This is a genomic window from Methylocapsa aurea (genome assembly GCF_000746085.1).
GTDB classification, from domain to species: domain Bacteria; phylum Pseudomonadota; class Alphaproteobacteria; order Rhizobiales; family Beijerinckiaceae; genus Methylocapsa; species Methylocapsa aurea.
On sequence record NZ_JQKO01000009.1, the window covers coordinates 147,892 to 160,274 of the forward strand.

Annotated in this window: 10 protein-coding genes; 4 read left to right on the forward strand and 6 right to left on the reverse strand. The window is 60.5% G+C overall.

Annotated features, from left to right (window positions below; genetic code table 11):
- Positions 1–52: 52 nt before the first annotated feature.
- Positions 53–1,720, reverse strand: a complete 1,668-nt coding sequence (locus DL86_RS07280; RefSeq protein WP_036259956.1) for an AMP-binding protein — start codon at positions 1,718–1,720, stop codon at positions 53–55.
- A 613-nt stretch (positions 1,721–2,333) separates the two neighbouring features.
- Between DL86_RS07280 and DL86_RS07290 the strand changes: the two genes are divergently transcribed.
- The 3 genes from DL86_RS07290 to DL86_RS07300 all read left to right on the forward strand — a co-directional run bounded on the left by DL86_RS07290 (position 2,334) and on the right by DL86_RS07300 (position 6,330).
- Entirely contained in the window at positions 2,334–3,368 is a 1,035-nt protein-coding gene (locus DL86_RS07290; RefSeq protein ID WP_051952922.1) for a GlxA family transcriptional regulator, read from the forward strand.
- Positions 3,369–3,592: 224 nt separating this feature from the next.
- Complete coding sequence (locus tag DL86_RS07295) at positions 3,593–4,387, forward strand: DUF2189 domain-containing protein (RefSeq protein ID WP_051952924.1); 795 nt, start codon at positions 3,593–3,595, stop codon at positions 4,385–4,387.
- Positions 4,388–4,494: 107 nt separating this feature from the next.
- Positions 4,495–6,330 carry a hydrogenase maturation protein gene (locus DL86_RS07300; protein WP_036259787.1) on the forward strand — a complete coding sequence of 612 codons (1,836 nt, stop codon included), beginning with the start codon at positions 4,495–4,497 and terminating at the stop codon, positions 6,328–6,330.
- A gap of 109 nt (positions 6,331–6,439) precedes the next feature.
- Here the strand turns inward: DL86_RS07300 and DL86_RS07305 are convergent, their stop codons facing one another.
- The gene (locus DL86_RS07305) at positions 6,440–6,961 is read right to left on the reverse strand and encodes a gamma-glutamylcyclotransferase family protein (protein ID WP_425348904.1); all 522 of its coding nucleotides are present in this window, start codon (positions 6,959–6,961) and stop codon (positions 6,440–6,442) included.
- Between the two features lie 341 nt (positions 6,962–7,302).
- Between DL86_RS07305 and DL86_RS07310 the strand changes: the two genes are divergently transcribed.
- A complete protein-coding gene (locus DL86_RS07310) occupies positions 7,303–7,572 on the forward strand; it encodes a hypothetical protein (protein WP_036259788.1) in 270 nt (89 codons plus the stop codon).
- Positions 7,573–7,783: 211 nt separating this feature from the next.
- Here the strand turns inward: DL86_RS07310 and mce are convergent, their stop codons facing one another.
- The 4 genes from mce to nuoN all read right to left on the reverse strand — a co-directional run bounded on the left by mce (position 7,784) and on the right by nuoN (position 12,377).
- Entirely contained in the window at positions 7,784–8,188 is a 405-nt protein-coding gene (mce, locus tag DL86_RS07315) for a methylmalonyl-CoA epimerase (protein ID WP_036259790.1), read from the reverse strand.
- A 180-nt stretch (positions 8,189–8,368) separates the two neighbouring features.
- Positions 8,369–10,039: a ribonuclease J gene (locus DL86_RS07320; protein WP_036259796.1), complete on the reverse strand. Its 1,671-nt coding sequence runs from the start codon at positions 10,037–10,039 to the stop codon at positions 8,369–8,371.
- Positions 10,040–10,081: 42 nt separating this feature from the next.
- Positions 10,082–10,828, reverse strand: coding sequence for a biotin--[acetyl-CoA-carboxylase] ligase (locus DL86_RS07325; protein ID WP_245276290.1), 747 nt, complete (start codon positions 10,826–10,828; stop codon positions 10,082–10,084).
- Positions 10,829–10,943: 115 nt separating this feature from the next.
- Complete coding sequence (gene nuoN, locus DL86_RS07330; protein ID WP_036259799.1) at positions 10,944–12,377, reverse strand: NADH-quinone oxidoreductase subunit NuoN; 1,434 nt, start codon at positions 12,375–12,377, stop codon at positions 10,944–10,946.
- Positions 12,378–12,383: the final 6 nt, after the last annotated feature.

The following is a 12,383-nucleotide window of genomic DNA, read 5'->3' on the forward strand; positions in this document are numbered from 1 at the left end:
AAATCGCAAATTTCTGGGAAAACATCGGCTGATTATCACGATTGGCCGACTATCAAGGCGCGTCTTCCCGAAGAACGCGCCGCAGGATTTTTCCTATGGTCGATTTTGGCAACTCCTTGCGAAACTCGATTTGACGCGGAACCTTGTACCCGGCCAGACTTTTCCGGCAATGGGCAACCAAATCCTCCGCCGTGAGATTGACGTCTCGCTTCACTACAAAGATTTTTACTACTTCTCCAGAATTGGCGTCCGGCACGCCAACGGCGCCCACATCAAGAACACCCGGGTGCATCGCCACCACGTCTTCCACTTCGTTCGGATAGACTTTCAAGCCTGAGACCACAATCATATCCTTCTTGCGATCGACAATGCGAATAAACCCCTTCTCATCCATGACCGCGATATCGCCGGTGCGCAGGAAGCCGTCCGGCATGATCGCCTTGGCCGTTTCGTCAGGGCGTCTCCAATAGCCCTTCATGATCTGAGGACCGCGCACGCATAGTTCTCCGGCTTGGCCGATGGGCAGATCGCGCCCTTGGTCGTCACGGATCGCCACTTCGGTCGAGGGCATGGGAAGGCCGATGGAGCCGTTGAATTGGGAAAGATTGAACGGGTTCATCGTCACGCCGGGCGAAGCCTCCGTCAGGCCATAGGCTTCGATGAGGGTTCTGCCGGTGATCTTCCTCCATCTTTCGGCGACCGACCGATGCAACGCCATCCCCCCGGCAAGGCAATTGCGCAGGCGCGAGAAATCCACCCTGCCGAAGTCGGGATGACGGAGCAAGGCGTTGAATAGGGAATTCACGCCGGTGATGGCCGTGAACGGATGCTTCCCCAGCTCCTTCACGAAATCGGCGATATTGCGCGGATCCGTGATCAGCACATTTGTGGCGCCGATCTTGAGGAAGATGAGGCAATTCGCGGTGATGGCGAAGATATGATAGAGGGGCAATGCCGTAATGATAATTTCGCGACCTTCTTCAAAAAATGGCTTCATCCAGGCATGGGCTTGCTGCAAGTTTGCCAAGACATTGCCGTGAGTAAGCATGGTTCCCTTGGGAACGCCCGTGATCCCGCCCGTGTATTGCAGGAAGGCAATATCGTCATGTCCCAGCTTCGCTGGCTTCCACTCTAACGCCTCGCCTTGCTTCAAGGCCGATCGGAAGGAAACCGCCCCAGGGATCAGCCATGCCGGAACCCTTCTTTTCACGTGCTTGACGATGAAATTGACAAAGACGTTTTTGGGGAAGGCCAGCATATCGCCGATCTGTGTGGTAACGACATGCTTGATCTCTGTGTCGGCGATGACTTCCGCGAGGACCCAAGCGCTGTTCTCGACAATCACGATGGCCTCAGCCCCAGAATCCTTCAGCTGGTGAGCCAACTCCCTGGGCGTATAAAGTGGATTGCAGTTCACCACCGTGTAGCCGGCCCGGAGGACGCCGAACAAGGCGATCGGGTATTGTAGAATATTCGGCATCAGCAAGGCGACTCGGGCGCCTGGTTGCAGGTTTAGCCCCCCTTGCAGGTAGGCGCCGAAATTGCGCGACAAGCGGTCGAGATCGCGATAGGTGACGGCTTGGTCCATGTTGACGAAAGCTGCGCGCTGCCCGAAGGCGGCAACGCTCCTATCGAACAACTCGCCGAGCGATTGGTGCTCGTCGACATTCACTTCGGCGGCTACGCCAGCCGGATAGCTTTTCAGCCAAATCTTCTCCATCATCCTTACCTTTTCTGCCCTCTGGAAGGAGCAGTCGCGATGCTGTTGTGGCCCCGCAACTGCCTCGCCGCGGGGTCGGCGCCGCCGAGCGGCTGTGGCCCAAGCCGCTGAAACGCAGCATATTAGGAACTGTGCAATTTGCTCAAAATCATGCGCTCAGCAGCCCTTCGATGGAACGGATAGCAAACTTCGTGAAGCCGCCTGAATCTTTTGAGCAGACTCACGTGCGTCCAGACGTCATCGCCTGTAGGCGCGACGCGCTTCCAGCCGAACGGCGCGCCGCGGACTGCGCGGCGCCAATCGCCGTTTCTGACGCAGAGACCGAATAACGTCATTACGCTGCAGCGCAGCGAGCCTAAGGGCAAAAGCGTCCGCCCGCGCGCGGCGAGTAGGCGGCCATCGCAGCATTCGCGCGTCGCCTTCGAGAACGCCCACATCCGCACAAACAAGCGGCCCAACGAGCGACTTCCTTTGAACCGCCTCGCACAGTTTGCAAGCTTGTCCTCGGCGCGGATCCGCTTGGCCGAAAACGAGGGATCTTTGTCCTTGTCGCCGATGGGAACGGAGAACAACATAGCCCCGTAAATACACGAGCCCCCAAGAAGATGTCGCCATGAACGCACTAGTTTCAAGTCAGCCATCACAAGAGCTCACTAGGGCCCGCCGGATCGGAGTTTTGGTCTGGCCTGGTTGTGACGTTCTTGATGTATGTGGACCCATCGATGTGTTTTTCTATGCGAACTACTGGCTGCAGCGGTACGGGAGAGCCGGCGAACCCGGCTACCAGTGCGATATCACTGCCGCGGCCCCTGGACCGGTGAAGACGACGTGCGGAATCGAGCTCATCGCGACCCACAGTTATTCCGGCATAGAGGACGGTCTTGATACTTTGGTCGTGGTGGGGGGCGCAATGGCCGAAGAGGCGAGCAAGGATCTTTCCCTTGTCGAATGCGCGCGTTCGATAGCGCCCAGGGCGCGGCGTGTGGCGTCGATTTGCACCGGCGCGTTCATTTTGGCGGCTGCGGGCCTCTTGCATCAGCGGCGTGTGACGACGCACTGGATGTATTCAGGGGCCCTCGCTGAGGCGTACCCTTCGATAAAGGTCGATGCGAGCCTCATTTTCGCGCGCGACGGGAATATCTATTCCTCAGGCGGGATCACCGCGGGGATAGATCTCGCCTTGGCCCTGGTCGAAGAAGATCTCGGCCAGGAAATTGCCCTGGTCGTCGCCCGGACAGTTGTGGTTTTCCCCCGTCGCCCAGGCGGCCAATCCCAATTCAGCGCCTATGTGAATTTTCTTCGGGATGGGGGGAAGCGGCCAGAGATACAGGAACTGTTGGCCTGGATGCTCGGCCACCCAGGGGAGGATCTCAGCGTAGCAGCCTTGGCGGATCGCATGGGCATGAGTCCGCGCAACTTTGCTCGGCTCTTTCGCAGCGAGATCGGAGAAACGCCGGCGCAGTTTGCCGAACGGGCGCGGGCCGACGCGGCCCGCATTAAACTCGAACAAAGCGCATTGCCGGTCGAGACCATCGCGGAGGAATGCGGCTTCGGCAATGCCGAACGCATGCGGCGCACCTTTCAGCGCCATTTCGATGTCAGTCCGCACGAGTACCGGGCGCGGTTCCGATCAACCCTGCTCAACTGACGCCGGCCAAAGCGAGCGCGCCTTAACATGCGGCGCGGCAAAAATGATTTCACGACAATTAGTTCGAGCGGCGCCCCTCTGCGCTCGCCGCTCGTCGCCCCGTCCCCGAGGAGTCAAAGAAGCTTTCACGCACCTAATCTGTTTCTCCCATGTGATCAGGCCCTTTATACGCGCCATTACATGCTTTCTTGACCGCTTATTGCTAGGTTCAGGAGGAATGCGTCATGACAAATCTCGATGTGTTCGCCGCCAGGGACGCCGCTCCGGCCTATCCCGTCGTGCGCAAGGTCGGGCCTGCCGACCTCAAGGACGCTCTGACCAAAGGCGCCAATGATTTCCTGCCCACTCTCGATTTCTTTGTGGAGCCGATAACCGTCGTTTTATTTGGCATTATCTGTCCGCTCATCTGCCTGTACCTGATTGGCGCTGGCCTGCCGCTGCTCTTTCCCTTCATGTCGGGTTTCTCACTGGTTGGTCCCTTCGTTGCAATTGGCTTGTATGAGGTGAGCCGACGTCGGGAGCTCGGCCTTGACGTCTCCTGGACGGATGTTTTCGACCTGCGGCGCTCACCCTCGCTCCCCTCCATCTTCGCGCTCGGCCTCGTGCTGCTGGCGATTTTCGTCTTCTGGCAGGCTGCGGCCGAGTCGCTTTACGGGTGGCTCTTCGGCTCCAAGCCGCCAGAGTCCTTTAAGGGGTTCCTCACCGAGGTCTTCACCACATCCCAGGGCTGGGCCCTGATCGTTCTGGGCAATGCAACTGGCTTCGTCTTCGCCGTGGCGGCGCTGAGCATCAGCGTCGTTTCATTCCCCTTGCTCCTCGACCGAAATGTCGGCGCAGCCGTGGCTGCGCACACATCCGTCAGAGCAGTGTTGGCGAATCCGGCAACGATGGCGCTTTGGGGATTGATTGTCGCAGCGTCCCTGGCGATCGGTTTCCTGTTGGCGTTCATCGGCCTCGTTTTCGTGGCGCCAATCCTCGCGCACGCAAGCTGGCATCTCTACCGCAAGGTCGTGCGATAGGCGCTATCCATGAGAGCGATAATGATAATGGCAGCGAGCGAATACAGACATTTTTTTAGATATCTCGGAAGATATACTTTTAATTCTTGGAATATAGGAGAAAGCCTATGCGAATTCTCTTTTTGACGTCGGCCCACAACAGCCTCAGCCAGCGTCTATGGATCGAGCTCGGAGAGCGCGGCCACGAAATTCGCGTCTGCATCGCGGCGACGGATGAGGCTATGATCGCCGCTGTCTCCCGTGAGGCGCCGGATTTGATCATTGCGCCGATGCTGAAGATCGCCATTCCGGAGGCGGTCTGGTCGCGCTGTCTCAGCCTGATCGTGCATCCCGGGATCAAAGGCGATCGGGGGCCCTCCTCCCTCGACTGGGCTATCGCCAACCACGAGGAGATTTGGGGCGTGACGATCCTGGAGGCGGCGGCGGAGTTCGACGCGGGCCCGATCTGGGCTGCGCACGAGTTTGCCCTGGAGGCTGATTCGCCCGCAAAGAGCAGCCTCTATCGCGATCAGGTCACCGAGGCCGCCTTGCGCGGCGTCCTCGAAGCTGTCGAACGAATCGAGTCGGGGGAGTTCCGATCCGGCGCCTGGCGGCCCGAAAAGCTGTCCGATGCATCGCTCCAAGGGTCGCCCCCTTTGCGCGGCTGTCTGCGCCCGCCGATGCGGCAGGCCCATCGCGCCATCGACTGGACGCATGATGGGACGGCCGCGATCCTCCGCAAGATTCGCGCGGCGGACAGCGCTCCCGGCGTCCTCGGGACCCTGCTGGGCAAAAGCTGCTTCCTTTATGGAGCGCATGAGGAGGAGCGCCTTAAAGGGCCGCCCGGTGAGATTCTGGCCCGGCGCGACGGCGCGATCTGCGTCGGCGCGGTCGATGGCGCCATCTGGATCTCCCATCTGAAGGCCAAGGACGACGCTCGGGAGGCAACCTGCCGCCTCGCCGAGGCGGGTCTCGGCTGCGAGCTCTGCGATGCGGACCTGTGTCCCGTCGCCGGGATCAAGCTGCCGGCGACGCAGATCTTGGGACCTCTGCTGCGCGGCGCGCCCGAAGCATCGCTGCCAATCGACGCTCCGGTCGACCATCGCACCTTTCGCGAGATCGTCTACACGGAGGAGGACGAAGTTGGCTATCTCGCGTTCGATTTCTACAATGGAGCGATGAGCACGTCCCAATGCTATCGCCTCCGGGATGCGTTCCTCCACGCCCGATCGCGCCCGACCCGCGTCATCGTTCTGCTGGGCGGCGCCGATTTCTGGTCGAACGGCATCCATCTCAATGTGATCGAGGCCAGCGCCGATCCGGCCGCCGAATCCTGGCGGAACATCAATGCGATCGACGATCTTATCTTCGAAATCCTCAACACCATGTCCCATCTCGTCATTGCCGGGCTGCGCGGCAATGCCGGCGCCGGCGGCGCAATGCTGGCGCTCGCGGCGGACTGCGTCTATGCGCGATCTGGGGTCGTCCTCAATCCCCACTACAGAAGCATGGGCGATCTCTATGGATCGGAATATTGGACCTATACGCTGCCGCGGCGAGTGGGGCAAAAGCAAGCGCTGGAGTTGACCCAGTCCTGCAAGCCAATCGGCGCGCCGGCGGCGCGGGAAATGGGATTTCTCGACGACGCCTTCGGCGAAGACGCCAAGGCGTTCGAGACCGAACTGAGGGAGCGGGCGAGGCGCCTCGCCCGGGATCCGGAATTGCGCTCGATGCTTCGTAAGAAGCACGAGAAGCGTCTCGACGACGAAAGCGCCAAGCCCCTCGCGAGCTATCGCGCCGAGGAGCTGGAATGGATGCGAGTCAATTTCTTCGGGCCCGACCCCGCCTATCACGAGGCCCGCCGCCGCTTCGTCTTCAAGGGAAATCCGCCGAAGGGAAGCCCCGCGCCGATTGGAGCTGCGGTCGAACGGGCGCCCTTCGTTCTATCGGAGGGCGCGGCCTAGAGGGTTTGCCGATCAAATAGAATCATCTGTTTGTGAGGCTTCCTCGCCATCCCTCCGTCTTCGAAACTCGCCATCAGGCCAACCCTATGGAGGGTTGGCCTCAAGGGGATCAGACGCATTTCGCGCGCATTTCAAGAAAGCCTATATAGGCAGGCGGCAATTGCGCCATCCGAGCGGCCTGGAGGATGGTTTGCATATAGGCAGGCGCGGGGCGTCCCTCCTTGCTGCTTCGTCCGACATAAACGAGCGCCCTGACCGGGCCGCCGGCCACGCGGAAAATGGGCTGGGTGATTTTCTGGTAGAGACCGCGATGGACCTCCTCATAGCGATCCAACGGACCAATATCGGAAAGCGCCAGCCGGTAGAGAACGCCATGAACAGCGGCGTTTCGATCCCGAACGATCGAGGCGAATCCCTCCTCCATGATGAAAAAGCGATGGCCGGCGAGGCGCGCGGGGCCGAGGGCTTGCGCGTTCCGACAGCGCAGCTGCATGGCGGCCAAATCCATGTTGGAGCCATAGGCGAAATAAAGCGGCATCCGAGCGGCTAAGCGCGCATCGACCCAGACGCCGCCGACATCCTTCCGTCCGCCAGCGACAAAGCCCGCGTCAAATGTTCGGCGCCGATCCAAGGATGGGGGCTGCCCGAAGGCCTCCCGCCCTGCAAGGGCGCGCCTATCGCCTGGAGCAAGGTTTTAGCCGGTCCCGGCGTGAACTTTTCGGTCCGCTTCCGCGTTGCGCAAAGGCGAAGTCTCTCGAAGACGATAGCTCTCATGATCTTAGTTTCGAGCGAAGCGAGAAGAAGTCAACCACCCGCGCAAGGCGGGGAAACGTCGGTCTTTGTGGAATCTTGCGGAATGTTTCTGTGTATAAGATTCAATCTGGCGGCGAGCGGCCTGCACCGATGGTTGTATTTTTCCTCTTTTTGTGGTTGATTAGGTTCTGATTCGTTAGCTTAAGGTTAGACTCCGCTATGCTCCTTGGATTTCTCAAGCGTCCTGAATGGATTTTCCGCCGCGCCGCCCGCAGAGATGCCGTCGCCGCCGAAGCGGACCGCCTGATCGCCAAGTTCAACGACCAAGCTTATTTCGAGGCGCGAGACCGCGTCAGGGGCCGTTGCATCGACGGGGGAAAATCGGCGCGCTTCTGGACTGGCGTCAAGCTTGAGATCGCGCGGCGGCAGAAGATCATGATTGGCCTTTCCGGCGCCGATATGTGGGCCAGAGACGCCTCCCGCGCGTAGGCCGGCGCCGGCGGGCGCGAGGCTTGATCGTTTACGGCGTGGAAACAAGTTGCCGGCGGCGCGCGACTCGAATCGGCAGCCCGTCGGATGCGCAAATATTCTAGAGCATATTCCGAACAGATTGGCTCAATCTGTTCGGAATATGCTCGGACTTTTTAACACTGGAGCGATTTCTGATCGATCGAATGACTCGATTCGATCGGAAAGCGCTCTATCTCTGCTCGAGTTCGATCAAGGTTCCGGCGAAGTCCTTGGGATTTAGAAAAAGCACGGGCTTGCCATGCGCCCCAATTTTTGGCTCCCCGTCGCCAAGGACGCGCGCTCCATTTTGCTGAAGGCGCTCGCGCGCCGCAAGAATATCCTCGACCTCATAACAAAGATGATGGATCGCGCCATCGGGATTTTTCGCGACGAAATTAGCGATCGGGGAATTTGCGCCGAGCGGTTGGAGAAGTTCGATTTTCGTATTGGCAAGCTCAACGAAAACGACAGTGACTCCATGCGCCGGGAGGGCCATGGGAAGACTGACTTTGGCTCCCAGCGCATCGCGATAAAGGGCGCTTGCCGCTGCAAGATCCTTCACCGCTATGGCGACATGGTTCAGCCGCCCGATCACGCCGCCCTCCGAGACCCAAAAACTTTGCGACTTTTTGGGAATGACCCTGTGCCAAAGCCGTTAGATATAGAGTTTCGTCGTTATGCTCTGGATAGGCTCTCCAAGGCAGTAAATAAATTTACCGTTTCCTTGTCGATCGCGCGAGTCGCATCGAATGGGAGCTGTCCGACGCGCTCCTGATCAAACCTCAACCACCAAGACATGCACCGTGGGCCGTTTCCCCCACGCCGCCGCGACCGCGTTGCGCACCGCCTTTTCGACCGCCGTCGAGACCACATCGGCGTCCCGCCGCTTTTGCCTGGGCAGATGGTCGAAGGTCTGGAAAAGCGCTTCGTCGACAATGGCGTCCATGGCGGCGCCATCCTTGGTCCTTGCCGGCATACCCGCCGTCACGACATCGGGCACGCCGGCGAGATCGCCCTTCGCCGTGACGGCCAAGGCAATCGTGACTATGCCGGAAACAGCAAGCTTCTGACGCGTCCGCACGGCCTCGTCGCCAGCCGCCACGAAGGTATTGCCATCCTTGCAAAGACGGCCGTGCGGCGCCTCCCCGACAATGCCGGGCCGCCCCGGCGCGAGCAGAACAATGTCTCCATTGCGAGCCCTGATGACATGCTCGACGCCCTGCTTCTCGGCGAATGCGGCATGTTCGGCGAGGTGGATTTCCTCGCCATGGGCGGGAATTGCAATCTGGGGCCTCGTCCAGCCATAGAGCTGCACGACCTCGCCCCGGCGCGGATGCCCCGAAGCATGGACAAGCGCCGTTCGGTCGGTGATGACGCTGACCCCCGCCCGGATAAAATTATTGATGATCCGGCCGACGTCCCTTTCATTGCCTGGGATCGTCCGCGAGGAAAAAATGACCTGATCGCCCGGATTGAGCGTCACGACCGGATGCTCGCCTTCCGAGATGCGGGCGATGGCGGCGCGGCTTTCGCCCTGGCTTCCCGTCGCCAGCAAGACCAGCTTGTCCGGCGGCGAATGCGGAAATGCATCCAGGGAAAAGAAGTCGGGGACGCCATCGAGGTAGCCGCATTCGCGCGCGACGGCGACGATGCGCTCCATGGCGCGACCCGCGAGCACGACATTGCGCTGAGCCGCCATCGCGGCTTCGGCGACGGCCCGAATCCGCGCGACATTGGAAGCGAAAGTGGTGACGACGACGCGTCCCGGCGCCTTGGCGATGATCTCGCGCAAGGTCTTAGCGACATCGCCTTCCGAGGGGCTTATCCCCTCGCGTAAAATATTGGTCGAATCGGAAATGAGGGCAAGAACGCCCTCATCCCCTATCTCTTTGAGCCGCTTGGCGTCGGTCGGCTTGCCAAGACCTGGCTCGGCGTCGATTTTCCAATCGCCCGAATGGAGGATCGCGCCGAGCGGCGTCCGGATCGCGAGGGCGCAGCTTTCGGGGATCGAATGGGCGACGGCAACGAATTCTACGCGAAAAGGATCGATCGAAACGGTCGCGCCCTGTGCGACGATTTCAATCGGAACCTCCGGTGCGCCGGGCTCGGCCAGGCGCTTGGCGTGGAGCAGTTCGGCGGCGAAACGCGTCGCATAGAGCTTGCAGCCAAGCCGAGGCCACAAATCGGCTATCGCGCCAATATGATCCTCATGCGCATGGGTGATGACCAGTCCGACAAGATCCTGGCGCAGCTTCTCGATAAAACTGATGTCCGGCATGATGAGATCGATGCCCGCAAGATCGGGTCCAGCGAAAGCGACGCCACAATCCACCATCAGCCATTTGACGCGCCCTTTGCGACCGTAGCCGTAAAGGGCGAGGTTCATGCCGATCTCGCCAAGGCCTCCGAGCGGCGCGAAGACGAGCTCGTCATTTCCCTCATTCATTGGTGGCGGCCTTTCCAAAAAATTCCCATAGACCCTCTCGGATCATTGAAGCGCGGCGCGCTCGCCTGACGGCGGCGACAAAAAAACATCCCCCGCCTCGACCGCGACCTCTCCGGCCGCGCTGTCGAGAATGAGCCTGCCGGTGGCGTCGATCGTCCGAAAGACGCCCTCAACGGCTCCAAATGGCCGCGCCACGCTGATCCTTGCGCCAAGACCGGCGGCCAGGGACAGCCATTCGGTGCGGATCGGCGCAAAATCGGAGCCCTGCGTCCAAACATCGAGCCAATGCGCCATCGCCGCCGAAAGACGCTCGAACACCACTTCAGGTGCAATCGGCGGGCCGCCGATCGCGCTGAGATCGGTCGTCCTGTAGAGCGCGTTCTCAGGATGCGATCGGCAATTGACGCCAATTCCGGCAACGCAGGCAAAGCGGCCATCGGGCAAACCGACGCTTTCCAGAAGAATTCCGGCGATCTTGGCCCCATCATGAAGAATATCATTGGGCCATTTGATCGCGAGCCGACGATCGCCCTCGAGAATTTCGCGCAACGCGCGGGCGAGCGCAAGGCTCGCGACGAAGCCGAGTTCGGGAGCTTTGTGCGGCGGCGCAGGATCGATCAGCAGCAGGCTTGCATAAAGATTGCCCGGCGGCGACCACCAGACTCGGCCATTGCGGCCCCGCCCGCCGCTCTGCGTCTCGGCGACGATCCAGAGCCGTCCTGGGTCCCCCCGCCTGCCGCAAGCCATCGCTTCATCGTTGGTCGAAACGAGCCCGCCATGCCGACTCAATCGAAAGCCTTTATCCTTGGCCGTTTCAGCAAGACGCAACAGGGCTAAACCACCGTTAGAGCATGACCCCGGGACTTTGCGGAGGACTTCTTGGGATCATGTTCTAGACAAAACCTCAAAACAAGGACTTCGCGGCGGCCGTGGTGGCGTCGATAAAAGACCCCGGATAAACGAAGAAGAAAAGCACCAGAAGTCCCGTCAAAGCAAGCACGGCGCGCAATGTCGGCGAAGGCCGATCGAATGCCGGCGCGGGCTCGTCGAAATACATGATCTTGACGATCCGCAGATAGTAATATGCGGCGACGGCGCTCGAGAGGACGCCAATGACGGCGAGCGGGTAGAGCTGCGCCTGGATGGCGGCGTTGAACACGTACCATTTGGCGAAAAAACCGGCGAGCGGCGGAATTCCGGCGAGGGAAAACATCATCATCGCAAGGAAGAAGGCCATGACCCCATCGGTCCTGGCGAGACCCGACAGGTCTGCTATCTTCTCGACGCTGACGCCGCCGACGCGCATCGACAAGATAGCCGCGAAGGTTCCAAGGGTCATGACGAGATAGATCGCCATATAGGCCAGCACGCCGACGACGCCGGCCTCCGTTCCAGCCGCAAGACCAACCAGAGCGAAGCCGATATGGCCGATCGCGGAATAGGCCATCAGCCGTTTGATATTGCTCTGGCCGATGGCGGCGAAGGCGCCGAGCGCCATCGACAGGATCGAAATGAAAATGACGATCTGCTGCCACTGCGCGGTCACGCCGGGGAATGCGGTCAAGACCACGCGCACGGTAACGGCGACCGCGGCCATTTTCGCGGCGGAGGCGAAGAACGCGGTAACCGGAGTCGGCGCTCCTTCATAGACATCCGGGGTCCACATATGGAACGGCGCGGCGGACATCTTGAAGGCGAGGCCCGTCATCAGGAACGCAAGGCCGAAGACGACCCCGAGCGTCGCCTTGCCATGCGCGGCTTCGGCGATTCCGGCGAAGGAAACCGTTCCGGCGAAGCCGTAAAGAAGCGAGGCGCCATAAAGCAGCATGCCGGACGAGAGCGCGCCGAGGACGAAATATTTGAGGCCCGCCTCCGAAGCCCTGACATTGTCGCGCTGGAATGCGGCCAGGACATAAAGGGAAAGGGACATCAATTCGAGCCCGAGATAGAGCGCGATAAGGCTCGTCGCCGAAATCAACATCAACATGCCGAGCGTGGCCAAAAGGATGAGAATCGGAAACTCGAACTTGTCGATCTTCTCCCGCACAAGAAAATCCTGGCCCATCACCAGGGTGACAAGCGATCCGGCGAGCGTCAGCACCTTCATGAACCGGCCGAACCCATCGTCAATGAAGGCGCCGTCGAAGACCACCGCCGTGGTCTTGCCGCCGAGCGCTATGGCGAGGATCGCCGCGCCGAGCAGGCCGACGGCAATCTCGGTCACCGGCCCGTCCGAATCCTTGCCGCGGAGGGCGCCAAGAAGCACGAGAACGAGGACGCCTGCGGCCAGAATGATTTCAGGCAGGCTATGCGCGAGGGCGAAGGAGAGGGACGCCATTGAAAT

What these genes read in the sequence shown, in the direction of transcription:
- DL86_RS07290 (WP_051952922.1), top strand. Translation starts at nt 2,334, where the DNA reads ATGAACGCACTAGTTTCAAGTCAGCCATCACAAGAGCTCACTAGGGCC.
- DL86_RS07280 (WP_036259956.1), bottom strand. Translation starts at nt 1,720, where the DNA reads ATGGAGAAGATTTGGCTGAAAAGCTATCCGGCTGGCGTAGCCGCCGAA.
- DL86_RS07300 (WP_036259787.1), top strand. Translation starts at nt 4,495, where the DNA reads ATGCGAATTCTCTTTTTGACGTCGGCCCACAACAGCCTCAGCCAGCGT.
- nuoN (WP_036259799.1), bottom strand. Translation starts at nt 12,377, where the DNA reads ATGGCGTCCCTCTCCTTCGCCCTCGCGCATAGCCTGCCTGAAATCATT.
- DL86_RS07310 (WP_036259788.1), top strand. Translation starts at nt 7,303, where the DNA reads ATGCTCCTTGGATTTCTCAAGCGTCCTGAATGGATTTTCCGCCGCGCC.
- DL86_RS07320 (WP_036259796.1), bottom strand. Translation starts at nt 10,039, where the DNA reads ATGAATGAGGGAAATGACGAGCTCGTCTTCGCGCCGCTCGGAGGCCTT.
- DL86_RS07295 (WP_051952924.1), top strand. Translation starts at nt 3,593, where the DNA reads ATGACAAATCTCGATGTGTTCGCCGCCAGGGACGCCGCTCCGGCCTAT.